This window comes from Streptomyces catenulae (assembly GCF_000718015.1).
In the GTDB taxonomy this organism is placed as follows: Bacteria; Actinomycetota; Actinomycetes; order Streptomycetales; family Streptomycetaceae; genus Streptomyces; species Streptomyces catenulae.
The window spans coordinates 67,497-92,591 of the sequence record NZ_JODY01000011.1 but is presented as its reverse complement, the minus strand read 5'-3'; the positions used below and the strand labels follow the sequence as shown (position 1 = coordinate 92,591).

Genomic DNA, 25,095 nt, shown 5'->3' with positions numbered 1-25,095 from the left:
GGGAGCGGCCCGGCCCGGTCCCGCCCCGTCCGCTCAGGCACCGCCGATGATCTCCAGGGCGCGGTCGACCTCGTCGGCGTCGTTGTAGAGGTGGAAGGCGGTACGGAGCAGACCGCCGCGGACCGCGACCCGGATGCCCGCGGCGGCCAGCCGCTCCGCGGCGCCGGGCGGCGCCGCCACGGAGACGATCGCGGAGCCGGGCGCCGGGCGGGGGTCGAGCCCCCGGGCGGTGAGCCCGGTGCGGAAGCGGTCGGCGAGCGCGGTGTTGTGGGCGTGCACCGCGGGCACGCCGATCTCGTCGAGCAGCGCGAGGGAGGCGGCGGCGCCCGCGTAGGAGAGCAGGGCGTGCGGTTCGTCGTAGCGGCGGGCGGTGGCGGCGGGCCGGGCGACCGGGCCGTAGCAGGACGCGCCCGGGTCCTCGCCGGTGACCCATCCGGCGTGCCGGGGCCGCGGCCCGTCGTCGGCGAGGGCGGCCTCGCCGAACGCCAGGAAGGTGGCGCCGCGCGGGCAGAGCAGCCATTTGAAGGCGCCGCAGGAGAGGTAGTCGAAGCCGGTGACGCGCAGCGGCAGCCAGCCGGCGGCCTGGGTGACGTCGACGAAGGTGCGGGCGCCGTGCGCCCGGGCGGCCGCGCGGACCGCGTCGAGGTCGGCGATCCGCCCGTCGAGCGACTGCACCGCGCTGCACGCGACCAGCGAGGTGGTGGGCCGTACGGCGTCGGCGAGCGCGTCGAGCGGGGCGGTGCGGAGGGTGACGCCGGGGGCGGCGGCGAGCGGGTTGACCAGCGAGCTGAAGTCGCCCTCGGGGACCAGGACCTCCGCGCCGGGCTCCAGGGTGGTGGCGACAAATGCGGAGTGCACCGCCACCGAGCTGCCCACGGCGACCCGTTCGGCCGGTACCCCCAGCAACCGGGCGAAGCCCCGCCTGGCCTCCTCCGCCGGGCCGAAGTAGTCGCGCCCCATCGTGCCGTACGTGGCGGCGTCCGCGACGGCCTCGCAGACGGCGGTGCGCGAGCGGGCCGGGAGCAGCCCGCCGGAGGCGGTGTTGAGATACGGGGTCCCGGGCGCGAACTCGGCTCCGGCGAGTGACGTGAGTCGCTGCATGACACCACTGTGCGCCGCCCGGGTCACCGCGTCCATGGCACCTCCGGGCGGCGCGGGCCCGCCCGGTGCCGTACCCGGTACGGCGTCCCGGGCGGCGGGCCCGGCCGGGCGGCTACGCCGTCGGCGGCACCGCGCAGCCGTCGTCGCCGCAGACCTCGGCGTCGCCGGTCGGCAGCTGCTGGAGCGCGCCCTCCTGGTGGGCACGGTCCAGGGCCTGCCGGAAGACCTCGGCGGGCTGGCCGCCGGAGATGCCGTAGCGGCGGTCGATGACGAAGAAGGGGACGCCGGTGGCGCCCAGTTCGGCCGCCTCGCGCTCGTCGGCGCGCACCGCGTCGGCGTAGGCGTCCGGATCGGCGAGCACCCGGGCGGCCTCCTCGGCGGGCACCCCGGCCTCGGCGGCGAGGGCCACCAGGGTGTCCCGGTCGCCGAGCGGCCGCGCCTCGGCGAAGTTGGCCCGGTAGAACACGCCGAGCAGCGCGTCCTGCACACCGTGCGCCTTGGCGAGGTGGAGCAGCCGGTGCAGGTCGAAGGTGTTGCCGTGGATCCGGTCCGAGCGGTACCCGAGGCCCTCGCCGCGCGCCGCGTCGGCGACCCGCGCCTCCATCGCCTCGGCCTGCTCGCGGCTGACGCCGTACTTGGTGGCCAGCATCTCCAGCACCGGGACGTCGGTGGGCGCGGGCGCGGCCGGGTCCAGCTCGAAGGAGCGGTGCACCACTTCGACCCCGTCCCGGTGCGCGAACCCGGCGAGCCCCGCCTCGAAGCGGGCCTTGCCTATGTAGCACCAGGGGCAGGCGATGTCGGACCAGATTTCGACGCGCATGGGGGTGACTTTCCTCGTACGGGGATCGGACTCGGCACAACCGGGAGGAACGGTCGGTTATTCCGCGGGGGTCGGGGTCCTGTGGCGGGGCGCCGGATCACCGGTCGGGGGCCGGGGCGGAACGGGGGCCGCCGCCGCTCGCGCACCGACCGCCGCCCCGCGCCGGGCGGCCGGATCCCGTCCCGCTACGCGACCGGCTCCCGCCACATCGTCCAGAGTGTCGGGCCGCCGCCCGGGAGGTGCAGTTCGTCGCGGACGGTGAAGCCGAAGTGCTCGTAGACGGGGAGGTTGGCCGGTTTGGAGGACTCCAGGTAGGCGGGCTGACCTGCGGCGTCGGCCTTGGCGAGGCCGGAGCGGAGCAGGGCGGCGCCGTGGCCCTGCCCCTGGACGGCCGGGTCGGCGCCGAGGAGCGCCAGGGACCAGTGCGGCTCGGCGGGGGTGTGCGCGGCGGCGGCCTCGACCGCCTCGCCGAAGAGGCCCGCCCGGTCGCCGAGGATCTCCGTCAGCTCCTTGATGGTCTCCGCGTCGGGCACCGCCCGGTCCTGTGCCTCCGGCGGCACCCAGAACGACACCGCCGCGCCGGTCCGCTCACACATCCCGGCATGGGCGTACTGCCGGGTGAAGAGGGTGGTGAAGTACCGGCCGAGCGCTGCCTCGCGGGTGGCGGCGTCGGGGAAGAACCAGCACATCATCGGGTCGTCGTCGAAGGCGCGGACCAGCGTCCGGCCGACCAGCGGGGCATCGTCGAGGGTGGCCGCCAACGGCACGTTCGATATCGGCATACGGGCCATTCTGCACCGGTTGATCTTGGAAGGGGCGGCGGGCCCCCGGCCCGTGGTCCGCGAACTCCCGCGCGGCGGGCGGGCGTCCGGGCGGACGGCGCGGCTCCGCGCACGCCCTAGAGGCCGCCCCCGAGCCGCAGCGTCAGCGTGAGGTGGGTGGCGTCCGGGGCGGGTGCCCGGGACGGGTCGGGGTGCCAGCCGCGGGCGGTGTAGAAGGTGCGGGCGCGGCGGTTGTGCCACAGGACGTCGAGGGTGGCGGCGGTGTGCCCGGCCGCCCGCCAGGCCCGCAGACAGGCGGCGTGCAGCGCGTGGCCGACGCCGGTGCCCCAGTGGGCGGGGTCGACCTGGAGCTGGTGGAGGGTGACGGTGCCGGGCGCGGCGGCCGGGCCGTGGCAGGCGGCGCCGACGACCGTGCCGTCCCGCTCGGCGCAGAGCATCCGGGCGTCCGGCCCGGCCAGCGCCCGGTCCCAGGCCCGCCGGGCGGCGGCGCGGTGGGCGTCCGGGTCGGGGTCGGCGCCGGGGTGGCGGGCCCGGTCGTAGGCGGCGCGGGCCCGGGCGTGCAGCGCGGCGGCGGGCGCCAGATCCGCGGCGCCGCCCGGGCGGATGGTCACGGCGCGGGGCCCGGCGAGTTCCGTCGGCCGGATCGGCCCGGGGTGTGCTCCGTCAACGCTCACGCGGACGTCCCCTCACGCCGGTTCGGGCCGCCCGTCCACCCGGCGGGGCAGGCCGAGCGGGTTCTCCTCGCGCAGTTCGGGCGGGAGGAGGGCGGGCGGGGTGTCCTGGTACGCCACCGGGCGCAGCCAGCGTTCGATCGCGGTGGCGCCGACCGAGGTGGCGGTGGAGGTGGTGGCCGGGTAGGGGCCGCCGTGGTGCTGGGCGGGGGCGACCGCGACGCCGGTGGGCCAGCCGTTGACGACGACGCGTCCGGCGAGCGCGGTGACCTCGGCGAGCAGGTGGGCGCCGCGGCCCGCCGGGTCCGTTCCGGCGCCCTCCTCGGCGGAGAGCTGGAGGGTGGCGGTGAGGTTGCCGGGCAGGTGGGCGAGGACCGCGCCGACCGCGCCGTCACCGGAGTGCCGCAGGACGACCGTCACCGGGCCGAAGCACTCCTCCAGCAGCAGCGCGTAGCCGTCCGGATCGTCGAGGAGGCGGGCCGCGGGCAGCGTCAGGAAGCCGGGGGCGACGGTATGGTCACCGCCCGCGCCGGGCGTCACCGGCGCCTCGACGCCCGGCAGCCCGGCGCGGGCGCGGACGCCGTCGACGAAGGCGTCGCGCATCCGGTGGTCGAGGAGGACGCCCGCCTCGGTGTCGCTGACGGCGGCGGTGAGCGCGGTCAGCAGCCGGTCGCCGTCCGGCCCCTCGGGGACGAGGACGAGGCCGGGCTTGACGCAGAACTGGCCGACGCCGAGCGTCATCGACGCGGCGAGCCCGGCGCCGATCTCCGCGGCGCGTTCGGCGGCCGCCGCCTCGGTGACGACGACGGGGTTGAGGCTGCCCAGCTCGCCGTGGAAGGGGATGGGGTGCGGGCGGGCGGCCGCCGCGTCGAAGAGGGCGCGACCGCCGCGGACCGAGCCGGTGAACCCGGCGGCGGCGATCAGCGGATGGCGGACCAGCTCCACCCCGGCGTCGAAGCCGTGGACCAGACCGACGACGCCCTCGGGCAGACCGGTGTCGGCGGCGGCGCGGCGCAGCAGCGCGGCGACCAGTTCGGAGGTGGCCGGGTGGTCGGGGTGGGCCTTGACGACGACCGGGCACCCGGCGGCCAGGGCGCTGGCGGTGTCGCCGCCGGGCACCGAGAAGGCGAGCGGGAAGTTGCTCGCCGCGTAGACCGCGACCGGACCCAGCGGGATCCTGTGGCGGCGCAGATCGGGGCGGGGCGGGGTGAGCGAGGGGTCGGCGTGGTCGATCCGTACGTCGAGGAAGGCGCCCTCGTCGACGGCGTCGGCGCAGGCGCGCAACTGGTAGGTGGTGCGGGCGAGTTCGCCGGTGAGGCGGCCGGGGCCGAGCGCGGTCTCGGCGTCGGCGGCCTCGATGACGCGGGCGCCGGTGGCGTCCAGCAGCTCGGCGGCGCGGCGCAGCAGCGCGGCGCGGGCGGTGCGGTCGGCGAGGGCCGGGCGGGCGGCGTGCGCGGCGCGGACCGCCGCGTCCACCTCGGCGGCGGTGGCCTCCACCGCGACCTGTTCGCGCCGCTTCCCGGTTCGGGGGTCGACACTCCAGACTGGTGCTGCCGCCGCTGTGACCACCGTGCATTCCTCCCGAGCGCGCTCTTGCCGCAGGCCGGACGCCGTTCGATATGGTGAACGGCGTCCCGGATGCTGAATCCCTGGGACTCTAGGGCGGGCCGATCAGAGGGGTCAAGGGCGATGTCAGCTGCGGAGACGGGTGGAGCGCAGGTCAAGTCCGCGGTACGGACGGTGGAGCTGCTGGAGTACTTCGCGGGCCGCCCCGGTATGCACAGCCTCGCCGCCGTCCAGGAAGCCGTCGGCTATCCCAAGTCCAGTCTGTACATGCTGCTGCGCACCCTCGTCGAGCTGGGCTGGGTGGAGACCGACGCGACCGGTACGCGGTACGGCATCGGGGTGCGGGCGCTGCTCGTCGGGACCTCGTACATCGACGGTGACGACGTGGTCGCGGCGGCCCGGCCGACGCTGGACCGGCTCTCGGACGACACCACCGAGACCATCCACCTCGCCCGGCTGGACGGCGTCAACGTCGTCTATCTCGCGACCCGTCAGTCCCAGCACTATCTGCGGCCGTTCACCCGGGTGGGGCGGCGGCTGCCCGCGCACTCCACCTCGCTCGGCAAGGCGCTGCTGGCCACCTACTCGGACGAGCAGGTGCGCGAGCTGCTCCCGGCGAAGCTGGCGGCGCTGACCGAGCACACGCTCACCGACCGCGAGCAGCTGATCGAGGAGCTGCACACGGTCCGCGAGCAGGGGTACGCGGTCGACCGCGAGGAGAACACGCTGGGGCTGCGGTGCTTCGGCGTGGCGATCCCCTACCGCACCCCGGCGCGCGACGCGATCAGCTGCTCGGTGCCGGTGGCGCGGCTGACGCCCGATCACGAGCAGCTGCTCAAGGACACCCTCTTCGACGCCCGTGACCGGCTGCTGCTGGCGACCCGTCGGCTCTGACCGCCGCCGCGCACCGCGCCACGCCGTGCCACCTGCGGGCGGAGCGGCGGGCGGGCCGTGGCGGCTCACCCGTTCACCCCAGCGTGGCCCGGACGACCCCGACACGCCGTTGACACACCGTCCGACCTGCGAAGATCGCGATCCGGTCGGGCGGCGGGCCGGTCGGCCGGGAGCGTTCTGACATGACGTCAGCAGGCTCGCGGCGCGCCGGGCGGTTTATCTCGGAGTGAGCAGGTACGGAACCCGACGTTCCGGCGGCGCACGGGCGCCGCGTCCGTACCTCACGGAGGTTCGTCGTGTTCGCCAGCCGCCCGTCCCCAGGCGTCGCCCCGCGGCGCCCCACCGGCGCCCGCGGGCCGCTTCGCCGCGCCGCCGGGCGGGCCTGAGATGCCCGGCGCGCCCGGCACCGTACCGGGCAGACGACGACGTGGGACGGGCAACGGCGCGGTGGTGCTGGCGCTGGCCGCGGTGGGGGCCGGAGGGTGGCTGATAGCCGTCGGCGCCCGGGCCACCGCACCGCAGCGACCGCCCGCCGCCCTGGGGTCCGGCGGCCCGGCGGCGCGCACCGCGGCCCGGGACGCCGCCCCGCCCGCACCGCGGTCCTCCCCGCCGGTCCGCCTCCGGATACCGGCGGCCGGATCCGACGCCCCGCCGTCCGGGACCGGCCCTGCTCCCGACACCCACGGCGCGCTCCGGACGCCGTCCGTCGGCCTGCCCGCAGCGGCGGGCCGGTACCGCGACGGCGTCCCGCCCGGCTGCCCGGGCGCAGCCGCCACCGGGCCCGCCGCCTTCCGCGGACCGGCCGCGCTGCCGCCGGTCAGCACCGTCGCGGTGCGCCGCGCGGACGGCCGCACCACCCTCCTCACCGTCGACGCGGCCGGGTCCCCGGAGCGGGACACCGTCCTCGGCGACCTCCCCCACGACGCCGCCCGGCCGGAACTCCCCCTGCTGACCTGCGGGGACACGGAGCGCGGCGTCGTGTCCGACCGTCTCACCGGCGCCGGATAGCCACCCCCAGGGGGGCCACAGACGGCCGGGGCGGCCCGCGGGAGCCGCCCCGGTCCAGCCGTTCGTCAGCGCGCGCCCAGAGCGGCCAGGGCGGTGCCGACGGCCGTCAGATCCCGGTCGCTCGCCAGGCCCGCGTGGTAGAGCCGTAGCTCCCCGGCGCCCAGCGCGGCGGCGTGGGCGGCGTCCGCGGCGAGGGTTCCGGGGCTGCCGCCCATGCCGGAGACGACGGTGAAGTTGGCGGCGAGGACGCCACCGGCCGCGTCCGGCGCCGCGGCGAACGGTGTCAGCGCGCCCTCCCGCTGCGCCGGGTCCGGGCCGCACGGCACCACCACACCGTCGGCGTACCCGAACACCCCCGCCGGGTCGGTGCCCACGTTGGCGCCGCAGCGGTGGGCGGCCGGGTCGGCGTGGAGCAGCACCCGGAAGCCGGGGGTGGCGGCCTCCCGGACGGCGGCGACCGCGGCGCGCCGCAGCCCCCCGGCCGCCCGCGCCCGCCAGGCCCGCACCACGGCCGCCCGGTCGGCGCCGAGCAGCGTCTCGACGGCGGCCCACTCCCCCGCCCGGTCCGCCGCGGCGGGCGCCGCCGCCCCGGCCCACACCGGCTCCAGCGCCCGCCGCACCGCCGCGCCCAGTTCGTCGGCGCCCGCCCCGAGTCCGGCGTACCCGCGGCGGCACTCCGTACAGAAGCAGAGCGACATCAGGTACTGCGCGGCGCCGGACAGCGGTACGCCGCCGACCTTGTCGTGGGCGTGCAGATGGGCCATGCCGTACCAGCCGCAGGACTCCAGCTCGGTGCCGTGCGCCCCGGGCCGTACGGCGGCCTCGGCGGCGAGGGTGACGAGGTGGTCGCGGACCTCGGGGCGGGCGATGCACGGCGCCCAGGGGTAGCGGTCGCCGTAGGCGTTGCGGACGGAGGTGTCCGGATGCTCCTCGCCCAGCCGGGAGTTGTGGGCGAGGACCACCCAGCTGTGCACCTCGATCCCGGCGTCCGCCAGCGCCGCCGCGGCCTCCCCGTACGGGTCGGGGCCCGGCATCCAGTCCTGGACGGCGGGGCGCAGCGCCCGGCCCGCCCAGCGCCGCGGGTCGGGCGGGTAGAGGACGGCGGAGCGGCGGGCGGTGACCACGCGGTGGCGCGGGTGGCGCGGGGTCAGGGCGCGGGTGGAGTGGTAGGCGGCGGCCAGGGTGACCTGACGGATGCCCAGGTCGGCGAGGCGGGGTGCGGCCTCCGGGTCGCCGACCACGTCCCAGGGGTAGAGGAAGGCGGCGGCGCGCATCAGGCGCGGGCCCCGTCCGCCGCGCCGTTCGCGCCGTCGCTGCCGCCGGGCAGCAGGGTGAGCCCGTGGTCGAGCAGGGCGCGCAGCTCCTCGACGTGCCGGGGGTCCGGCGGGGCGAGCGGCGGCCGGACCTCGCCCGCGTCCAGACCGCGCAGCCGGACACCCGCCTTGATGAGCGAGACCGCGTAGCCGTGCCCCTGGTTGCGCAGGTCGACGAGGGGGCGGTAGAAGCCGTCCGTCAGCCGGTCGACGGTGGCCCGGTCGCCGGTGGTGAGCGCCCGGTGGAAGGCGAGGGCGATCTCGGGGGCGAAGGCGAAGACGGCGGAGGAGTACAGGCGCACGCCCAGACCCAGATAGGCGGGGCCGGTGAGTTCGGCGGTGGGCAGCCCGTTGAAGTAGAGGAAGTCGGCGCCGGGGGCCTCGGTGCGGACGGCGCTGATGATGCGCTGGAGCAGATCGAGGTCGCCCAGCCCGTCCTTGAGGCCGATGACGCCGGGGGTGCGGGCGAGCGCGACGACGGTCTCCGGGGTGAAGACGGCGTTGTCCCGCTGGTAGACGACGACCGGCAGTTCGGTGGCGGCGGCCAGCGCCCGGTAGTGGCGGAGCAGCCCCTGCTGACCGGCGTGGACGAGGTAGGGCGGCATGGCGAGCAGTCCGTCGGCGCCGCGTTCGTGGGCGAGGCGGGCGAAGTGGGCGGCGAGCGCCGTGCCGTAGCCCGCCCCGGCGACCACCGGCACCCGCCCCGCGGTCTCCTCGACGGCCACGCCGACGCACGCCGCGAACTCCTCCGGCGTCAGGGCGTGGAACTCCCCGGTGCCGCAGCAGGCGAAGACGGCGCCCGCCCCGGCGTCGACGCCGCGCCGCACATGGGCGCGGTAGGCGTCCAGATCCACCGTGCCGTCGGGCGCGTAGGGGGTCACGGGGAAGAACAGCACTCCGTCGAGGCGGTCGGCGAGCGGCGAGGCTGAGGTCACGGGCTCTCCCTGGCGTGCGGTGCGTACCGCGGCGCGGAGGCTCCCGCGGCACCGGCGGACTGCGGATCCGGCCGCGGACGCACGGCGGTCACCACCCGTCGTGCACGTCTCTGACCAGTGTCCACATCTCTGAACGGCGCCACGCTAGAGCAGCGCCCAGCCGCCGGTCAAGGGTCCCGCGCGCACACCGAACACGCCGCCCTCGTCGGCGTATTGACCGCCGCTGAGCACGCTCCCTACGGTGCTGACGATCGTGTCCACACCTCTGAACCCCGTCCGTGTGTGTCGGCGTTCCGGGGCCGCGCCGTTCCGCCGGAGGATCGCCCATGCCCGCACCCCGCACCGTCCTGCTCACCGGCGCCGCAGGCGGCCTCGGCACCCTGATGCGCGGACTGCTGCCCCCGTACGGCTACCGGCTGCGCCTCTTCGACGAGCGGCCGGTGCCGGACGCCCCCGACGCGATCACCGCACCGCTCGCCGACCGCGAGGCGCTGCGCGCGGCGGTCCGCGGCGCCGACGCGATCATCCACCTCGCCGGGATCTCCCTGGAGGCGTCGTTCGAGCAGATCCTGCGGGCCAACATCGAGGGCGTCCACCAGCTCTACGAGGCGGCGCGCGAGGAGGGGGTGCGCCGGGTCGTCTTCGCCTCCTCCAACCACGCCGTCGGCTTCACCCCGCGCCCGGCGGACGGTTCGGCCGCCATCGGGATCGACACCCCGCGCCGCCCCGACACCTTCTACGGGCTGTCCAAGGGGTTCGGCGAGGACCTCGCCTCCCTCTACCACGACCGGCACGGCATCGAGACGGTCTCACTGCGCATCGGCTCCTGCTTCCCCGAGCCGACCAGCGTGCGGATGCTGTCGATCTGGCTGAGCCCGGCGGACTGCGCCCGGCTGCTGCACGCCGCCCTCACCGCCGAGGACGTCGGCCACACCGTCGCCTACGCCTCGTCCGCCAACACCCGCCTGTGGTGGGACCTGTCGACCGCCCGCGCCCTGGGGTACGCACCCCAGGACGACTCCGAGCCGTACGCGGCGGCGCTGCTCGCGGCCCAGGGGGAGCTGGATCCGGACGAACCGGCCCATGCCCATCTGGGCGGCGCGTTCTGCACCGACCCGCCCCGCTGGCCGCACTGAGCCCGACCCGCGTACGGTCGGGCGGTCCGTCCTCCGATCCGCCGCCGGAGGGAACTCGCACCCCCTCCACGGCGTCCTTGAGGGCGACACGTCAGAAATACCGAATCCGCACGTCACACCGGCGCCACGGTGCGCAGGAACGAGGAAACACACCATGGGTATCGTCAGCTGGATCGTCCTGGGGCTGATCGCGGGCGTCATCGCCAAGATCCTGCTGCCGGGGCGGGACCCGGGCGGCCTGGTGGGCACCACGCTCACCGGCATCGTCGGGTCGTTCGTCGGCGGCTGGCTGTCCGTCAAGGTCCTGGACCGGCCCATACCGAAGGACATCTTCGACCTGTCCACCTGGGTCGCGGCCATCGCCGGCTCCCTCGTGCTGCTGATCCTCTACCGGCTGCTCTTCGGCAACTCCCGCGAGCGCCACTGACGACCGCCCGGGCCCGTCCGGGCGGATCCGCGGAGCCGTGCCCCCGGACGGGCCGGGTAATGGAACCGCAAAAGCGAGCCGTTCGTTACTGCTGACATGACCGCAATGACTCCTGGCTCGAATCTCCCGCTCGGCGCCGCGCGGGTGGCGGTGGACGTCACCGCCCCCGTGCGGCTGGACGTCTCGGGCCTGTTGCTCACCGCCGCAGGCAAGGTGCGTTCCGACGACGACTTCGTCTTCTACAACCAGCCCAGCGGCGGCCCCGGGGTGACCCACGGCGCCGGGGCGTCCGGTGGCGGCGACGCCATCACCGTCGACACCACGGCGATCCCCGCGGAGATCGAGAAGATCGTCGTCACCGCGAGCCCGGACGCCCCCGGCGCCACCTTCGCCGGTACGGAACCGACCGGCACCGTGCGCGACGCCGACACCGGCGCCGTCCTCGCCTCCTTCACCCCGTCCGGGCTCGGCCCGGAGACCGCGCTGGTCGTCGTCGAGATCTACCGCCGGGGCGGCGCCTGGAAGGTCCGCGCCGTCGGCCAGGGGTATGCGAACGGACTCGCCGGTATCGCCACCGACTTCGGCGTCACCGTCGAGGAACCGACGGCACCCGCCGCCCCGGCCGCCACCCCCGCACCCCCGGCCGCACCGCCCGTCCCGCCCGCTCCGGCCCCGCAGGCCGCTCCCGCCCCTCCGGCGCCGTCCGCCGCGCAGTGGGGCGCGCCGCCCGCCCCGCCGCAGGGCGCCCCGGTGCCGCCGCCCGCCGGGCAGTGGGCACCGCCGACCGGCTCCCCCGCCCCGCTGGCCCCGCCGCCGGGCGCCACGCCCCCGCCGCCCGCGGCGCCGCCCGTCGCCGGGAAGGTCAATCTGGACAAGGGCCGGGTCAGCCTGCGGAAGAACGAGACGGTCTCGCTGGTCAAGGGCGGTCGCCCGCTGCTCGGTTCGGTCCGGATGGGCCTGGGCTGGGAGCCCGCGTTCCGCGGCAAGTCCATCGACCTGGACGCCTCCGTCATCGCCTACGGCCCCGACCGCAAGAAGGTCGACAACTGCTTCTTCGGCAAGCTGTCCGTCCTCGACGGCGCCATCCAGCACTCCGGCGACAACCTCACCGGCGACGGCTCCGGTGACGACGAGACCATCACCGTCCATCTCGGCGGCATCCCGCCGCAGGTCACCGGCCTGGTCTTCACCGTGAACTCCTTCTCCGGCCAGAAGTTCACCGAGGTGGCCAAGGCGTACTGCCGCCTCACCGACGCCCGGACCGGCGCGGAGCTGGTCCGCTTCGACCTCACCTCGGCCGAGCCGCGCACCGGCGTCCTGATGGCCAAGCTCATCCGGCAGTACTCCGGCGAGTGGGAGATGACGGCACTGGGCGAGTTCGTCGACGCCCGAACGGTCCGCGGAATGACCAAGCCGGGCGGAGCGGCGCTCTGATCAGCGCGAGTTGTACCGGTTGGCCCCGGGGCACCCAGGATTCCGACGTGCCCCGGGGTCATACGGGTGTCACCGCCGGTGGCCGGGGCGGTTCTGGCGGTGCCAGGGGCCGGTGACGGCAGCCATCAGGCCGGGTTCCTGGAGGGGGATGAAGAGGGTGCGCCCGTCGGGTGAGAAGGCGCGGCCGGTGGACTCGCCGTCCTCGGTGATGACCGGGCCGCCGTGCGGCGGGGCGCCGGGGCCGTCGGACGCCCCGTTCCGCCCCGGGCCGGGGGTGACGCCGAACCGCAGGGTGAGGGTGAGCGTCCGGCAACTCGGGTCGTGGAACCACACCTGCCCGTCGCGCCGCCCGGGGCCCTCCCCGCGGGCGCGGGAGAAGACGAGGTACGCGCCGCCGTCGGCCCACCACATGCCCTCCGGCTTCCCGGCGCGGGTGATCTCACCGTCGTCGAACTGCTCGCGTACCGGGACCGTGCGGGCGTCGCGGTCGGGGACCTCGATCCAGTCGACGCCGTAGACCGTGCCGGGGCGGGTCACCCGGGAGAGGGCGGCGACGAAGCGGCCACCGGAGTCGTAGCAGCGGGCCGCGGCGAGCACGCCCGCGTCCGCGGCGAGGGTCCGCAGCCGCCCGCGTCCGTGGTGGAAGCCGGGCGGCGGGGTCCAGCGGTGGAAGAGGCCGTCGGGGGTGTCCGCGTCCTCGGTGAGGTAGAGGTGGCCGCGGCGCGGGTCGACGGCGACGGCTCCGTGGGTGAAGCGGCCCAGCGCCTTGAGCGGCCGGGGGTCGCGGCCCTCGGCGAGGTCGTGCGGGTCGCTCTCGAAGACATGGCCGTGGTCCCGGGGCATCCCCCGCCGCCCGGCCCGGCCCTCGGTCTTCTCGCAGGTCAGCCAGGTGCCCCAGGGGGTGACGCCGCCCGCGCGGTGGGCGGACGTCCCCGCGAGGCCGACCCGCTCGCCGATCGGCGTACCGTCCGGCGCCACCTCCACCGCCGTGCGGCCCCCGGCCGCCGCCGGTTCGTGGACCGGCTCCTCGGCGGGCGGCACCGGGTGCGGCCGGTCGTTCCGGGGGCTCTGCGACGCGTGGTTGTCGACCAGCGGGGTGGCGGCGGGCGGCCCCGCGAAGGCGCCGGTGCCGCCGTGGTGCGTGGGCTCGCCGCTGTCGGGCGTGGTGCCGTCGGCGCGGGTGACGAGGCGGTACGCGAACCCGGCGGGCAGCGCGAGGATGCCGTCCGGGTCGGGGACGAGCGGCCCGGGGCCCGGGCCGTGCGCGGCGGCGCCGGTGGCGGGCCCGGCGCCCGCGGCGACCGCCACCGGTGCGGCGGCCAGGCCCCCCGCGCTCCCGGCCGGGGCGCCCCCCGCGCCGGTGGCGGCGGAACGGGTGGCGAGGTCTCTCCGGGTCAGCGGCATGGTCATCTCCTGGACGGCCCGATTCGGTCCCGTACGGCTACGGGGCACACGTTCCCGCCCGCCCGCGAACGGGAGTTGAACGGGGCACGACGGGCCGGAAGCGGGGCGTCGGCACATGCAGCCGGAGCGCCGGGCGGCCGGGCAACCGCCTGTGACCGGGCGGCCGAGCGGCCGGGGGCGTGCACGAGGCTCAGCCGCCGCCGGGTTCCGGGCTCCCGCCGCTCACCTCGCCCGAGGCCCGGGCCCTGCCCCGGCCCCGGGCGACCGGCCATGCCCCGTCCGGACCGGCCCCGCAGCACCTCCACCACCCGCCCACACCCCGGCGCCACCCCTCCCCCTCCCCCTCCCCCTCCCGCTCCCCGGGAACGCCAACGGGCGGCGCCGACACCCTCGTGCCCACGCCGCCCGCCGTACCGGACTCTCCCGGCCGTCCGCGTCTCCGCGCCGTCTCCGCCCCGCGCGGCCTCAGTTCGCCGCGCGCGATCGCGCCTTGTAGGCGGCCTTGCGTGCCTCCTTGGCGGCCTTGCGGTCGGGGTGCAGTCGGCCCATCGCCTCCAGGACGTCGGCGGTCGCCGGGTGGTCCACCCGCCAGACCGCGTCGAAGAAGCCGCTGTGCTGGCCGGTCAGCCCCACGACCAGGTCGCGCAGCTCCTCGGTGTCCTCCTCGTCCGTGCCCAGCTGGGCGGCGATGGTGTCGACGGTGAGCCAGAAGATCATGTCCTGGGACGGCTCGGGGATGTCGGCGAGCCCCCGCTCGGCCAGCCAGACCCGGGCCAGCCCGCCCAGCTGCCGGTCGTCCAGCACCTCCCGGAACGCGGGCTCCGCCTCCGCGCCGACCAGCGCCAGCGTCTGCTGCGCGGCGAGCCGCCGCAGCGGGGCCCGCTCGTCGTCACCGCGGGCCGCCACCAGCAGCTCCCCCGCGGCGGCCGACGGCGTACGGGGCGCGAGCCACTGCTCGGACTCCTCCCGCGCCAGGTCCTCGGGGTAGTCGGGCAGCTCCTCCAGCAGCGTCCCGGCGGCGGCGTCCCGCAGATCGCCGACGGCCGGGGCGTACACGCCCGCCTCCTGCATCCGGGCGCGGACCGCGTAGACGCCGAGCGGGGTCAGCCGGACCATGCCGTAGCGGGTGACGTCCTCGTCGGTCAGCGGCTCGGCGGCGCGGACGGTGTCGCCCGCGTCGTCCAGCTCCTCGATGAGCGCCTCGTCGACCGGCTGGTACGCCACCAGACCGATGGGCTCCAGCACCCGGAACTGATCGTCCAGGCGCATCATCGCCTCGGAGACCTCTTCGAGGATGTCGTCGGTCGGCTCGTCCATGTCATCAGGGACGATCATGGAGGCGGCGAGCGCGGGCAGCGGCACGCTCTGGCCGGGCTCGTCGCCGAGCGCGGTGAGCAGGTAGAGGTTGCCGAGGATCCCGTCGAGGAGTTCGGCCTCCTCCTCCGGGTTCCAGTCGAGGGCGTCGAGGTCCAGTTCGCCGCCGTCGGCGAGCTGATCGGCGAGGTCGGCGAGGTCCGGGGCGACCGCGTCGGCGAGGACCGTCTCCATGCCGCCGAGCCAGATGTCGAGAACGTCCCGCGGGCTGCCGCCGGTGAGCTGCGCCAGCTCCTCACCGGGCTTGGCCAGACCGACGGCGGCGCCGTCCTCCGCGTCCTCCTCGCCGGTCTCCTCGGTCTCCTCGACCTCGACGAGGCCGGTGTCGACGGCGAGCTGCCACGCCTCGGCGGTGAGCCCGGGGCCGTCCTCGTCGGCGGTGAGGCCCAGGTGCTCGGTGGCGGCGCCGAGCGACTCCTGAAGGATCTCGCCGCCGACGCCGACGGGGACACCCCGCTCGGCCCAGCGGGCGAGCTGCGCCGCCCGCGCCATCAAGGGGGCGCTCAGCGCGTCCCGGGCCAGTTCCGCATCGGAGTGCAGCCGCACCGGCGGCAGGGTCGGGCGGTCTGCGGACATCTGGGGCTCAGCTCCTCGGAGGACTTCGGCTCGTGCGCGCCCCAGCGTAGACGGAATTCCCCGCATGCCGGACGGTTCACCCCGCGGCCCTCTCCCGGTCATCCGGAACACCTTGACAACTCCCCTGGGCACACAAGAGATTGACGCGCGTAGAAGGCGCGGATCACGCGCCCACCCCCCACTCCGCACCCACTCCTTCCCCCCTCCGGAGGCGCCACCATGCCGTCCTCGCCGTCCCGCCGTCCGCTCCGCAGACCGGTCACCGTCGCCGCCGCGGTGGCCGCCGCCCTCGCCGCCGGACTGGTGGTGCTCCCGCAGACCGCCCACGCCGCCGGTACCCGCATCCACGACATCCAGGGCACCACCCGCCTCTCCCCGCTCGCCGGGAAGCAGGTCTCCGGGGTGCCGGGCGTCGTCACCGCGCTGCGCACCTTCGGCTCCGCCCGCGGCTTCTGGGTGCAGGACCCGAAGCCGGACGACGACCCGGCGACCAGCGAGGCGCTCTTCGTCTTCACCGGGAAGACGACACCGCAGGTCGCCGTCGGTGACGCGGTCACCGTCGACGGCACGGTCGAGGAGTACTACCCGGGCGGCAAGGACGCCGGGCTCCAGTCCGTCACCGAGCTGACCGGCGCCACCTGGCAGGTCACCGCGTCCGGCCAACCGCTGCCCGCCGCCGTCCGCCTCGACGCCGCCGCGATACCTGCCGCCTACGCCCCCGACGCGGACGGCGGCAGCATCGAGTCGCTGCCGCTGCGCCCCCGCTCCTACGCCCTGGACCGCTACGAGTCCCTGGAGGGCATGCGGGTCTCGGTCGCCGACGCCCCCGTCGTCGGCCCGACCAACGCCCACCACGAACTGTGGGTCACCGCCGACCCGAAGCACTCCCGCACCGCTCGCGGCGGCGTCCTCTACGGTTCGTACGCCGATCCCAACCCGGCCCGGATCAAGATCGGTTCGCTGCTGCCGCTCGACACGGACCCCTTCCCGGTGGCCGATGTCGGCACCACCCTCGGCGGCACCACCGAAGGCCCGCTGGACTACGACAACTTCGGCGGCTACACCCTCCAGGCCACCGCGCTGGGGAAGGTCACCGGCAAGGCTCCGGCGCCCGAGACCACCCGCGCCTCGAAGCCCGGTGAGGTGGCCGTCGCGACGTACAACGTCGAGAACCTCTCCCCCGCCACCCCGCAGGCCAAGTTCGACCGGCTGGCGAAGGGCCTGGTCAAGAACCTCGCCGGGCCGGACGTGGTGGCCCTGGAGGAGGTCCAGGACAACAGCGGGCCGACCGACGACGGCACCGTCGCCGCGGACGCCACCCTGAAGAAGCTGACCGCCGCCGTGAAAGCGGCGGGCGGCCCCGCCTACGAGTGGCGGCAGATCGACCCGGAGAACGACAAGGACGGCGGCCAGCCCGGCGGCAACATCCGCGTCGCCTTCCTCTACAACCCCGCGAAGGTGAGCTTCACCGACATCCCCGGCGGCGACGCCACCACCCCCGTCGAGCCCCGCGCCGACCACGGCCGGGCGACGCTCTCCGCCTCCCCCGGGCGGATCGCGCCGACCGACCCGGCGTGGCAGGACAGCCGTAAGCCGCTGGTGGGCCAGTTCGCCGTCAAGGGCCACCCGGAGCGCCGGTTCTTCGTCGTCGCCAACCACTTCAACTCCAAGGGCGGCGACCAGGGCCTCGACAGCCGTTTCCAGCAGCCCGCCCGCAGCTCCGAGAAGCAGCGCACCGCCCAGGCCGGTCTGGTGAACACCTTCGTCAAGGGCCTGCTGGCCAAGGATGCCAAGGCCGAGGTGGTCGTCGCCGGTGACCTCAACGACTACCAGTTCTCCCCCGCCCTGAAGACCCTCACCGCGGGCGGCGTCCTCACCGACCAGGTCAACGGACTGCCCCGCGCCGAGCGCTACGGCTATGTCTACTCCGGCAACTCCCAGGTCCTCGACCACATGCTCACCAGCCCGCAGCTGAGCAAGACCGACTACGACGTGGTGCACCTCAACGCGGAGTACGCCGACCAGGCCAGCGACCACGACCCGCAGGTACTGCGGATCCGCCCCTGAGCCACCCCGCCCGGGGCGCCGGTGACCGGTCGGCGGGCCGCCGCGAGGCCGCCCGCGCCCCGGGCCCCGTCAGGCCCCCGGGCCCGGGGTGAACGGCGCGGGCGGCGGCCCGAACCCGCCTCCCGCGGCGGACGCCCCGGCCACCGGCGGCACCCCGGCACCCACCGGCACCTCGGCGCCCGGCCCGTCCGCCGCCCCCGGATCCGACTCCCCGAGCGCCAGATCGCGTACCAGCAGCGTCGCCCCGGCCACCGCGCCCGGCATCAGGAACACCGCGGCGAAGGGTATGAGGAACAGCAGGACGACGGGGGTGCCGAAGCCGACGGCGAGCGCCTTGCGGCCGCCGAGCAGCCGCAGCCGCTCCCGCACGGGTATGTCGCGGCGCTGCATCGCCACCGACGTCAGCTCGACGGCGAGGAAGAAACCGGAGACGCAGAACCCGACGGCCGGGACGACGGTCTGCCCGACGAACGGCAGGAAGCCCAGCACGAACAGCGCGATGCCGAACGGCGCCGCACGCAGCAGCACATGGACGCTGTCGCGGAGCGCGATCCAGATCTCCCGCCACAGCGACCGGTCCGGGGCGCTCGGGCAGTGCCCCTCGGACTCCTCGACCCGCTCCGACAGGGACTCGTAGAACGGGTCGCCGATCAGCAGCGTCACGGCCGTGAACGTCAGCACCGAGAGCAGCAGCCCCCCGGCGACGAGCAGCGCCGTGAACAGGCCGCGCAGCAGCCCCTGCCACGGCGCGCCCCAGCCGTCCGCGAACGGCGTGGCCCAGGCCGCGAGGTCCCCGGCGAAGAGCGCGAGCACGGTCAGCGCCGCGCCGTAGAGCACCAGGGCGATGAGCGCCGGGATCATCCCGAACCCCCACCACCGCCCGTGCCCGGCGACCCACCGCTGTCCCCTGACCAGATACCGCATCCCCGCCGCAAGATCACGCATGCCGCAAACCCTACGTTCGGCCCGCGCCCGGCCGGTAGGGCTGTGGACAACCGCGCGCGGGCACGCGGACGCCCCCGTACCAGGCGGTACGGGGGCGTCCGCGGCACACGGCCGGGGCCGGTCAGTTGTGGCTGTGCAGCACCTCGTTGAGGCCGCCCCACGTCGCCTTGTTCGGGCGGGCCTCGACGACTCCGGTGGTGGAGTTGCGGCGGAAGAGGATGTTGTCGGCGCCGGACAGCTCCAGTGCCTTGACGACCTGGCCGTCGGGGAGCGTGACGCGGGTCCCGGCGGTGACGTAGAGACCGGCCTCGACGACGCACTCGTCGCCGAGGGCGATGCCGATGCCGGACTCGGCGCCGAGCAGGCAGCGCTCGCCGATGGCGATGATCTGCTTGCCGCCGCCGGAGAGGGTGCCCATGGTGGAGGCGCCGCCGCCGATGTCGGAGCCGTCACCGATGACGACGCCCGCGCTGATCCGGCCCTCGACCATGGAGGTGCCGAGCGTACCGGCGTTGAAGTTGACGAAGCCCTCGTGCATGACGGTGGTGCCGGCCGCGAGGTGGGCGCCCAGGCGCACCCGGTCGGCGTCGGCGATCCGCACCCCGGCGGGCGCGACGTAGTCGGTCATCCGCGGGAACTTGTCGACGCTGGTGACCTGGAGGTGCTTGCCCGCGGCGCGGGCGTGGAGGCGGACCGTCTCCACCTGGTCGACGGCGACCGGGCCGAGCGAGGTCCAGGCGACGTTCGCCAGCAGCCCGAACTGGCCCTCCAGGCTCAGGCCGTGCGGCGCCACGAGCCGGTGGCTGAGCAGGTGGAGGCGGAGGTAGACGTCGTGCGCGTCGAGCGGCTTGTCGTCGAGCGAGGCGATGACCGTGCGGACGGCCACGACCTCGACACCGCGGACCGGGTCCACCCCGACGGCCTGCGGCGCGGCCTCGCCCAGCAGTTCGGCCGCCTGCTCGGCGGTCAGCCGCTCGGTACCGGCCGGGCCGGGCGCGGCGTCCAGGGCGGGCGCGGGGAACCAGGTGTCGAGGACGGTGCCGTCGGGCGTGACGGTGGCGAGCCCGGCGGCGACGGCGCCGGTCGTACGGGAGGTAGCAGCATCGGTCATGCCGAAAACCTAACCGGAGGGCCCCCGCCGAGGCGAACCGGTCTCATCGCTCGGGCCCGGCGACCGGTGCCCGCCCGGCCCGGCGCCCGCCGACCGCGAACGCCCGGACGCCCGCCCTCAGACCAGCGCCGCCGTCAACCCGTCCCGCAGCGCCTCCGGTTCGAAGGGCCGGCCGGTCAGCAGGTGCTGGAGCATCAGCCCGTCGGAGAAGGCCACCAGGGCGCGGGCGGTGGGCAGATCGCCGGTGCGGCGGGCGAGCACCCGGGCCATCTCGTCGAGGCAGTCGGCGGCCAGCGGCCGCAGCCGGGGGTGGCGCAGCGCCGCCAGATACAACTCGTACTCCAGCGTCACCCGGGTACGGTCCCCGGCGAGCGTGTCGGCGACCAGCCGCAGCACGTCGTCGGCGGCCGGGGCGGCGCCGTCCAGCCCGTCCGCCCAGCGGCCGAAGTCCGCCAGCCACCCGGCGTTGACCTGCTCCAACGCGGCGACGAGAAGATCGTCGAGAGTGGCGAAGTGGTACGTCGTCGAGCCGAGCGGCACATCGGCGGCCGCGGCGACCGCGCGGTGGCTGAGCCCGGCGATGCCGCGATCCGCGACCACGCCGATCGCCGCGTCGATGATCCGCTGCCGCCGCTCTGGGTCGTGCCGCCGCGCCATCAGTGCGCACCGCCCACGTGCAGCACCACGACGCCCGCGATGACCAGCAGCACCCCGAGGATCTTCAGCGGGCCGGTGCTCTCGCCGAGGAAGATCATGCCGATCGCCGCGATCACCGCCGTACCGGCCCCGGCCCAGATCGCGTACGCGGTGCCGACGCTCATCGTCTTGAGCGTCCGGGCGAGCAGGGTGAAGGCGACGAGATAGCCGACCAGTGTGGCGAGCGAGGGCCACAGCCTGCTGAAGCCGTCGCTGTACTTCATCGCGGTGGTCGCCAGGATCTCCGAGAGGATCGCCCCGGCCAGCGTCAGATAGCCCATGGCGGGAGCCTAACCGGCGATGCGTACAGATGTACACATCCCGGTGCCGCACACACCGACGGCCGTGCCCTCCGCGGTGGCGGAGGGCACGGCCGTACGGGGTGACGGGGCGTCGGTCAGACGTTGAAGCCCAGGGCGCGCAGCTGCTCGCGGCCGTCGTCGGTGATCTTGTCGGGACCCCACGGGGGCATCCAGACCCAGTTGATCTTCAGCTCGTTGACGATGCCGTCCGTCGCGGACTTCGCCTGGTCCTCGATGACGTCGGTCAGCGGGCAGGCCGCGGACGTCAGCGTCATGTCGATGGTGGCGATGTTGGCGTCGTCGATGTGGATGCCGTAGATCAGGCCGAGGTTGACGACATCGATCCCCAGCTCGGGGTCGACGACGTCGTACAGGGCCTCGCGGACCTCTTCCTCCGAGGCCGGCTTGGTCAGGGTGTTCTCGGGCGTGTCGGTCATGCGGTTGTCGCCTCCTCGGAAAGGGCCTTGGCCGTGGCGTCCTTCCAGGCCATCCAGCTGAGCAGGGCACACTTCACCCGTGCCGGGTACTTCGAGACACCGGCGAACGCCACGGCGTCCTCCAGCACCTCCTCCATCGCGTCGTCGGGCTCCAGCTTGCCCTTGGACTGCATCAGCTCCAGGAAGGTCTCCTGGATCCGCTGCGCCTCCCCCAGCTCCTTGCCGACCAGCAGGTCGTTGAGCACCGAGGCGCTGGCCTGGCTGATGGAGCAGCCCTGGCCGTCGTAGGACACGTCCGCGACGGTCGTGCCGTCCAACCGCACCCGCAGGGTGATCTCGTCCCCGCAGGTGGGGTTGGTGTGGTGCACCTCGGCATCGCCGTCCCGAAGACCGCGCCCGTGCGGGTGCTTGTAGTGGTCCAGGATGACGTCCTGGTACATCGAATCCAGCTTCACGGCTCAGTCAGTCCTCGTCCTCATCCGCTGTGCGTGGTCTACCGCTCTGTCTGTCTAACCGAAGAAATTGCGGACGTACTCCAGGCCCTCGACCAGGGCGTCGACCTCGGCCGGGGTGGAGTACAGATAGAACGACGCACGGGTGGTCGCAGGAATTCCGTACCGCAGGCAGACCGGCCGCGCGCAGTGGTGGCCGACCCGGACCGCGATGCCCTGCTCGTCGAGCACCTGGCCGACGTCGTGCGGATGGATGTCGCCGAGCGTGAAGGAGATCGTCGCGCCGCGGTCCTCGGTCGTGGACGGACCGATGAAGCGCAGGTCCGGGACCTCCAGCAGCCGCTTGACGGCGTACTCGGTGATCGCGTGCTCATGCGCGGCGATCTTGTCCATGCCGATCGCGGAGAGGTAGTCCACGGCCGCGCCGAGGCCGACGGCCTGCGCGATCGGGGGCGTCCCCGCCTCGAACTTGTGCGGCGCGGGGGCGTACGTCGACGAGTGCATCGAGACGGTCTCGATCATCTCGCCGCCGCCGAGGAACGGCGGGAGGTCCTCCAGCAGCTCCTGGCGGCCCCAGAGGACGCCGATGCCGGTCGGGCCGCACATCTTGTGGCCGGTGAAGGCCACGAAGTCGGCCTGGAGGGCCTGGACGTCCAGCACCATGTGCGGGGCGGCCTGCGAGGCGTCGATGACGACCAGCGCGCCGACCTCCTGCGCCCGGCGGATGATCGTCTCCACCGGGTTGATGGTGCCCAGGAGGTTGGAGACCAGGGTGAAGGAGACGACCTTGGTGCGGTCGGTGATGACCTCGTCGATGTTGGAGAGGTCGAGCCGGCCGTCGTCGGTGAGGCCGAACCACTTCAGCTTCGCGCCGGTGCGCTGCGAGAGCAGCTGCCACGGGACGATGTTGGAGTGGTGCTCCATCTCCGTGATGACGATCTCGGTCTCGTGGTCCACGCGGTACGGCTCATCGGCCCAACCGAGCATGTTGGCCACGAGGTTGAGCGACTCGGAGGCGTTCTTGGTGAAGATCACCTCGTCGCGGCTCGGCGCGTTGATGAAGGCGGCGACCTTGTCGCGGGCGCCTTCGTACAGCTCCGTGGCCTCCTCGGCGAGGACATGGACACCGCGGTGAACATTGGCGTTGTGGCGCTCGTAGTAGGCGTTCAGCGCATCGAGCACCTGGCGCGGCTTCTGCGAGGTCGCCGCGTTGTCCAGATACACGACCTTCTTGCCCTCGTGGACCTGGCGGTCCAGGAGGGGGAAGTCCTTGCGGATCGCCTCGGTGTCGAGGAGGCCCGGAATCCGTGTCACAGGGTCGCGCCGCCCTTCGTGTACTCCTCGTAGCCCTCGGCCTCCAGCTTGTCGGCCAGCTCGGCGCCGCCGGATTCGACGATGCGACCGGCCGCGAAGACGTGGACGTGGTCGGGCTTGATGTAGCGCAGGATGCGCGTGTAGTGGGTGATCAGCAGGGTGCCGACCTCACCGGACTCGCGGACGCGGTTGACGCCCTCGGAGACGGTGCGCAGCGCGTCGACGTCGAGGCCGGAGTCGGTCTCGTCGAGGATCGCGATCTTCGGCTTGAGCAGCTCCAGCTGGAGGATCTCGTGGCGCTTCTTCTCGCCGCCGGAGAAGCCCTCGTTGACGTTGCGCTCGGCGAACGCCGGGTCCATGGAGAGACGCTCCATGGCCTCCTTGACCTCCTTGACCCACAGCCGCAGCTTGGGGGCCTCGCCGCGGACGGCGGTGGCGGAGGTGCGCAGGAAGTTGGAGACGGAGACGCCGGGGACCTCGACCGGGTACTGCATGGCGAGGAAGACACCGGCGCGGGCGCGCTCGTCGACGGACATCTCCAGGACGTCCTCGCCGTCGAGGGTGACGGTGCCGCCGGTGATCGTGTACTTGGGGTGACCGGCGAGGGAGTACGCGAGGGTCGACTTGCCGGAGCCGTTGGGGCCCATGATGGCGTGCGTCTCGCCCTGCTTCACGGTCAGGTCGACGCCCTTCAGGATCTCGCGCGGGCCGTTCTCGGCTTCGACGGAGACGTGCAGGTCGTGGATCTCAAGCGTTGCCATGGGGAACTCAGGACTCCTGGGTGACGGAGACGAGCACGGAGGCTTCCGGGCCCTCTCCTTCGATCTTGACGGGGTAAACGGGGACGGGGCGCGTCGCGGGGAGGCCGGACGGCTTGCCGGTGCGCAGGTCGAAGCTCGATCCGTGCAGCCAGCACTCGATCGAGCAGTCCTCGACCTCGCCCTCCGACAGGGAGACGTTCGCGTGCGAGCAGATGTCGTTGATCGCGAACACCTCGCCCTCGGTACGGACGAGGGAGACCGGCGTGCCGTCGATTTCCACCCGCTTGGGGGTGTCCTCCGCCAGCTCGCCCAGCGTCGCCACACGTACGTAGCTCATGCCGCGGCCGCTTCCAGCTCGGCCTCGATCTTGGCCATCAGACGCTCTTCGACGTCCGGCAGACCGATCTGCTGGATCAGCTCGGCGAAGAAGCCGCGCACGACCAGGCGGCGGGCCTCCTCGGCCGGGATGCCACGGGCCATCAGGTAGAAGAGCTGCTCGTCGTCGAAGCGGCCGGTCGCCGAGGCGTGACCGGCGCCGACGATCTCGCCGGTCTCGATCTCCAGGTTGGGGACCGAGTCGACCCGCGCGCCGTCGGTGAGGACGAGGTTGCGGTTCAGCTCGTAGGTGTCCGTGCCGGTGGCGGCGGCCTGGATGAGGACGTCGCCGATCCACACCGCGTGCGCGTCGTCGCCCTGCAGGGCGCCCTTGTACGTGACGTGCGAGCGGCAGTTGGGGGTGTCGTGGTCGACCATGAGGCGGTGCTCGTGGTGCTGACCGGCCTCGGTGAAGTACAGGCCGTACAGCTCGGCCTCGCCGCCGGGCGCCGCGTAGGTGACCCGCGGGTGCAGCCGGACGAGGTCGCCGCCGAAGGTGACGACGACGGACTTGAAGCTCGCGTCGCGGCCGATCAGCGCGTTGTGCTGACCGGCGTGGACGGCGGTGTCGGCCCAGTCCTGCACGGAGACGACGGTCAGCTTCGCGCCGTCACCGAGGAGGTAGTCGACGTTGGCCGCGAAGGTGGCGTCACCGGTGTGGTCCATGACGACGACCGCCTCGGCGAACGCGCCCAGCTCGATGACGTGGTGCTTGAAGGCGGTGCCGCCCTGGCCCTGCACATCGATCCGGATCGGCTCGGTGAGCTGGGTGTCCTTGGGGACGGTGACGACGGACGCCTTCTCGAAGGAGGTGTACGCCTGCGCGGCGACACGGTCCACGGGGGTACCGGCCCTGCCGACCCGCGGGTCGTCGCGGTCCACGGTCTCCTGGGTGGCGCCCGCCGGGGTCTCGACGGAGACGAGGACGCCGCCTTCGGTGACCGCGGTGCCGTCGTGCAGGCCCTTCAGGCGGGCGAGGGGGGTGAACCGCCACTCCTCCTCCCGGCCGTGCGGCACCGGGAAGTCCGCCACGTCGTAGGAGGGCGGCGCACTCATGCGGGTGGCGACGGTGGACTCCGCGGCCACCGCGATGGAACCGGTGGTCGTGGAACCCGCCGGGATGTTCTGAGCCTCAGCCATGGCTGTCGTCGTGCTCGCTTTCTGGTTGCGATACTCGGCCTTCCCGGGGGAAGG

The 25,095-nt window shown here is 74.5% G+C and carries 25 protein-coding genes; 6 read left to right on the top strand and 19 right to left on the bottom strand.

Annotated features, from left to right (window positions below):
• Positions 1–33: 33 nt before the first annotated feature.
• The 5 genes from IF23_RS0112805 to IF23_RS0112785 form a co-directional block, all read right to left on the bottom strand.
• On the bottom strand, positions 34–1,101 hold the full coding sequence (locus tag IF23_RS0112805; RefSeq protein WP_107126927.1) for an aminotransferase class V-fold PLP-dependent enzyme: 1,068 nt from the start codon (positions 1,099–1,101) through the stop codon (positions 34–36).
• 112 nt (positions 1,102–1,213) lie between these two features.
• Positions 1,214–1,921 carry a DsbA family oxidoreductase gene (locus tag IF23_RS0112800; protein ID WP_030283023.1) on the bottom strand — a complete coding sequence of 236 codons (708 nt, stop codon included), beginning with the start codon at positions 1,919–1,921 and terminating at the stop codon, positions 1,214–1,216.
• Between the two features lie 185 nt (positions 1,922–2,106).
• Complete coding sequence (locus tag IF23_RS0112795) at positions 2,107–2,703, bottom strand: GNAT family N-acetyltransferase (RefSeq protein ID WP_030283022.1); 597 nt, start codon at positions 2,701–2,703, stop codon at positions 2,107–2,109.
• A 116-nt stretch (positions 2,704–2,819) separates the two neighbouring features.
• Positions 2,820–3,377 (bottom strand): GNAT family N-acetyltransferase, encoded by a 558-nt coding sequence (locus IF23_RS0112790; RefSeq protein WP_245654973.1) that lies wholly within the window; start codon positions 3,375–3,377, stop codon positions 2,820–2,822.
• Between the two features lie 12 nt (positions 3,378–3,389).
• Positions 3,390–4,943: an aldehyde dehydrogenase (NADP(+)) gene (locus tag IF23_RS0112785; RefSeq protein WP_078653943.1), complete on the bottom strand. Its 1,554-nt coding sequence runs from the start codon at positions 4,941–4,943 to the stop codon at positions 3,390–3,392.
• Between the two features lie 120 nt (positions 4,944–5,063).
• On the opposite strand from IF23_RS0112785, the gene IF23_RS0112780 reads away from it, so the two are divergent.
• Together IF23_RS0112780 and IF23_RS32035 are read left to right on the top strand one after the other, a co-directional pair.
• Positions 5,064–5,834, top strand: a complete 771-nt coding sequence (locus IF23_RS0112780) for an IclR family transcriptional regulator (RefSeq protein WP_030283017.1) — start codon at positions 5,064–5,066, stop codon at positions 5,832–5,834.
• A gap of 387 nt (positions 5,835–6,221) precedes the next feature.
• Entirely contained in the window at positions 6,222–6,842 is a 621-nt protein-coding gene (locus tag IF23_RS32035; RefSeq protein WP_157848009.1) for a sortase family protein, read from the top strand.
• A gap of 65 nt (positions 6,843–6,907) precedes the next feature.
• Here IF23_RS32035 and IF23_RS0112770 read toward each other — a convergent pair whose 3' ends face one another.
• Both IF23_RS0112770 and IF23_RS0112765 read right to left on the bottom strand, forming a co-directional pair.
• On the bottom strand, positions 6,908–8,116 hold the full coding sequence (locus IF23_RS0112770; RefSeq protein ID WP_030283013.1) for a hypothetical protein: 1,209 nt from the start codon (positions 8,114–8,116) through the stop codon (positions 6,908–6,910).
• Positions 8,116–9,090 (bottom strand): 5-dehydro-4-deoxyglucarate dehydratase, encoded by a 975-nt coding sequence (locus tag IF23_RS0112765; protein ID WP_030283011.1) that lies wholly within the window; start codon positions 9,088–9,090, stop codon positions 8,116–8,118. Before IF23_RS0112765 ends, IF23_RS0112770 begins: the two co-directional genes overlap by 1 nt.
• Before the next feature lie 326 nt (positions 9,091–9,416).
• Here IF23_RS0112765 and IF23_RS0112755 point away from each other — a divergent pair, with 326 nt between their 5' ends.
• The 3 genes from IF23_RS0112755 (at position 9,417) to IF23_RS0112745 (ending at position 12,087) form a co-directional block, all read left to right on the top strand.
• On the top strand, positions 9,417–10,226 hold the full coding sequence (locus tag IF23_RS0112755; protein WP_030283009.1) for an NAD-dependent epimerase/dehydratase family protein: 810 nt from the start codon (positions 9,417–9,419) through the stop codon (positions 10,224–10,226).
• Between the two features lie 154 nt (positions 10,227–10,380).
• On the top strand, positions 10,381–10,653 hold the full coding sequence (locus IF23_RS0112750; RefSeq protein WP_030283008.1) for a GlsB/YeaQ/YmgE family stress response membrane protein: 273 nt from the start codon (positions 10,381–10,383) through the stop codon (positions 10,651–10,653).
• Between the two features lie 105 nt (positions 10,654–10,758).
• Positions 10,759–12,087: a TerD family protein gene (locus tag IF23_RS0112745; protein WP_030283006.1), complete on the top strand. Its 1,329-nt coding sequence runs from the start codon at positions 10,759–10,761 to the stop codon at positions 12,085–12,087.
• 69 nt (positions 12,088–12,156) lie between these two features.
• On the opposite strand, the gene IF23_RS0112740 is transcribed toward IF23_RS0112745, so the two are convergent.
• Together IF23_RS0112740 and IF23_RS0112735 are read right to left on the bottom strand one after the other, a co-directional pair.
• The gene (locus IF23_RS0112740) at positions 12,157–13,491 is read right to left on the bottom strand and encodes an alkaline phosphatase PhoX (protein ID WP_030283004.1); all 1,335 of its coding nucleotides are present in this window, start codon (positions 13,489–13,491) and stop codon (positions 12,157–12,159) included.
• 465 nt (positions 13,492–13,956) lie between these two features.
• Positions 13,957–15,441: a hypothetical protein gene (locus tag IF23_RS0112735; protein ID WP_030283002.1), complete on the bottom strand. Its 1,485-nt coding sequence runs from the start codon at positions 15,439–15,441 to the stop codon at positions 13,957–13,959.
• A gap of 219 nt (positions 15,442–15,660) precedes the next feature.
• On the opposite strand from IF23_RS0112735, the gene IF23_RS0112730 reads away from it, so the two are divergent.
• Entirely contained in the window at positions 15,661–17,508 is a 1,848-nt protein-coding gene (locus tag IF23_RS0112730; RefSeq protein WP_030283000.1) for an endonuclease/exonuclease/phosphatase family protein, read from the top strand.
• A gap of 69 nt (positions 17,509–17,577) precedes the next feature.
• Here IF23_RS0112730 and IF23_RS0112725 read toward each other — a convergent pair whose 3' ends face one another.
• The 10 genes from IF23_RS0112725 to sufD form a co-directional block, all read right to left on the bottom strand.
• Positions 17,578–18,453 carry an EI24 domain-containing protein gene (locus IF23_RS0112725; RefSeq protein WP_030282998.1) on the bottom strand — a complete coding sequence of 292 codons (876 nt, stop codon included), beginning with the start codon at positions 18,451–18,453 and terminating at the stop codon, positions 17,578–17,580.
• 121 nt (positions 18,454–18,574) lie between these two features.
• Positions 18,575–19,564 carry a 2,3,4,5-tetrahydropyridine-2,6-dicarboxylate N-succinyltransferase gene (dapD, locus tag IF23_RS0112720; protein ID WP_030282996.1) on the bottom strand — a complete coding sequence of 330 codons (990 nt, stop codon included), beginning with the start codon at positions 19,562–19,564 and terminating at the stop codon, positions 18,575–18,577.
• Positions 19,565–19,681: 117 nt separating this feature from the next.
• Positions 19,682–20,221, bottom strand: a complete 540-nt coding sequence (locus IF23_RS0112715) for a TetR/AcrR family transcriptional regulator (protein ID WP_030282995.1) — start codon at positions 20,219–20,221, stop codon at positions 19,682–19,684.
• Positions 20,221–20,541, bottom strand: coding sequence for a DMT family transporter (locus IF23_RS0112710; RefSeq protein WP_030282993.1), 321 nt, complete (start codon positions 20,539–20,541; stop codon positions 20,221–20,223). Before IF23_RS0112710 ends, IF23_RS0112715 begins: the two co-directional genes overlap by 1 nt.
• Before the next feature lie 116 nt (positions 20,542–20,657).
• A complete protein-coding gene (locus IF23_RS0112705) occupies positions 20,658–20,999 on the bottom strand; it encodes a metal-sulfur cluster assembly factor (protein WP_030282991.1) in 342 nt (113 codons plus the stop codon).
• Complete coding sequence (gene sufU, locus IF23_RS0112700; RefSeq protein ID WP_030282989.1) at positions 20,996–21,454, bottom strand: Fe-S cluster assembly sulfur transfer protein SufU; 459 nt, start codon at positions 21,452–21,454, stop codon at positions 20,996–20,998. The genes IF23_RS0112705 and sufU overlap by 4 nt, the downstream gene beginning before the upstream one ends.
• Positions 21,455–21,508: 54 nt before the next feature.
• Entirely contained in the window at positions 21,509–22,765 is a 1,257-nt protein-coding gene (locus IF23_RS0112695) for a cysteine desulfurase (RefSeq protein ID WP_030282987.1), read from the bottom strand.
• On the bottom strand, positions 22,762–23,526 hold the full coding sequence (gene sufC / locus IF23_RS0112690) for a Fe-S cluster assembly ATPase SufC (RefSeq protein WP_030282985.1): 765 nt from the start codon (positions 23,524–23,526) through the stop codon (positions 22,762–22,764). Before sufC ends, IF23_RS0112695 begins: the two co-directional genes overlap by 4 nt.
• A gap of 7 nt (positions 23,527–23,533) precedes the next feature.
• The gene (locus tag IF23_RS0112685) at positions 23,534–23,863 is read right to left on the bottom strand and encodes a non-heme iron oxygenase ferredoxin subunit (protein ID WP_030282983.1); all 330 of its coding nucleotides are present in this window, start codon (positions 23,861–23,863) and stop codon (positions 23,534–23,536) included.
• Positions 23,860–25,041 carry a Fe-S cluster assembly protein SufD gene (gene sufD / locus IF23_RS0112680; protein WP_030282982.1) on the bottom strand — a complete coding sequence of 394 codons (1,182 nt, stop codon included), beginning with the start codon at positions 25,039–25,041 and terminating at the stop codon, positions 23,860–23,862. Before sufD ends, IF23_RS0112685 begins: the two co-directional genes overlap by 4 nt.
• Positions 25,042–25,095: the final 54 nt, after the last annotated feature.

Bases quoted from the DNA above. Each gene is read 5' to 3' on its own strand.
- sufC (WP_030282985.1), bottom strand. From the start codon at position 23,526: ATGGCAACGCTTGAGATCCACGACCTGCACGTCTCCGTCGAAGCCGAG.
- IF23_RS0112730 (WP_030283000.1), top strand. From the start codon at position 15,661: ATGCCGTCCTCGCCGTCCCGCCGTCCGCTCCGCAGACCGGTCACCGTC.
- IF23_RS0112715 (WP_030282995.1), bottom strand. From the start codon at position 20,221: ATGGCGCGGCGGCACGACCCAGAGCGGCGGCAGCGGATCATCGACGCG.
- IF23_RS0112735 (WP_030283002.1), bottom strand. From the start codon at position 15,441: ATGTCCGCAGACCGCCCGACCCTGCCGCCGGTGCGGCTGCACTCCGAT.
- IF23_RS32035 (WP_157848009.1), top strand. From the start codon at position 6,222: ATGCCCGGCGCGCCCGGCACCGTACCGGGCAGACGACGACGTGGGACG.
- IF23_RS0112780 (WP_030283017.1), top strand. From the start codon at position 5,064: ATGTCAGCTGCGGAGACGGGTGGAGCGCAGGTCAAGTCCGCGGTACGG.
- sufD (WP_030282982.1), bottom strand. From the start codon at position 25,041: ATGGCTGAGGCTCAGAACATCCCGGCGGGTTCCACGACCACCGGTTCC.
- dapD (WP_030282996.1), bottom strand. From the start codon at position 19,564: ATGACCGATGCTGCTACCTCCCGTACGACCGGCGCCGTCGCCGCCGGG.
- IF23_RS0112685 (WP_030282983.1), bottom strand. From the start codon at position 23,863: ATGAGCTACGTACGTGTGGCGACGCTGGGCGAGCTGGCGGAGGACACC.
- IF23_RS0112705 (WP_030282991.1), bottom strand. From the start codon at position 20,999: ATGACCGACACGCCCGAGAACACCCTGACCAAGCCGGCCTCGGAGGAA.
- IF23_RS0112750 (WP_030283008.1), top strand. From the start codon at position 10,381: ATGGGTATCGTCAGCTGGATCGTCCTGGGGCTGATCGCGGGCGTCATC.
- IF23_RS0112795 (WP_030283022.1), bottom strand. From the start codon at position 2,703: ATGCCGATATCGAACGTGCCGTTGGCGGCCACCCTCGACGATGCCCCG.
- IF23_RS0112770 (WP_030283013.1), bottom strand. From the start codon at position 8,116: ATGCGCGCCGCCGCCTTCCTCTACCCCTGGGACGTGGTCGGCGACCCG.
- IF23_RS0112740 (WP_030283004.1), bottom strand. From the start codon at position 13,491: ATGCCGCTGACCCGGAGAGACCTCGCCACCCGTTCCGCCGCCACCGGC.
- IF23_RS0112805 (WP_107126927.1), bottom strand. From the start codon at position 1,101: ATGCAGCGACTCACGTCACTCGCCGGAGCCGAGTTCGCGCCCGGGACC.
- IF23_RS0112800 (WP_030283023.1), bottom strand. From the start codon at position 1,921: ATGCGCGTCGAAATCTGGTCCGACATCGCCTGCCCCTGGTGCTACATA.
- IF23_RS0112755 (WP_030283009.1), top strand. From the start codon at position 9,417: ATGCCCGCACCCCGCACCGTCCTGCTCACCGGCGCCGCAGGCGGCCTC.
- IF23_RS0112745 (WP_030283006.1), top strand. From the start codon at position 10,759: ATGACTCCTGGCTCGAATCTCCCGCTCGGCGCCGCGCGGGTGGCGGTG.
- IF23_RS0112710 (WP_030282993.1), bottom strand. From the start codon at position 20,541: ATGGGCTATCTGACGCTGGCCGGGGCGATCCTCTCGGAGATCCTGGCG.
- IF23_RS0112725 (WP_030282998.1), bottom strand. From the start codon at position 18,453: ATGCGTGATCTTGCGGCGGGGATGCGGTATCTGGTCAGGGGACAGCGG.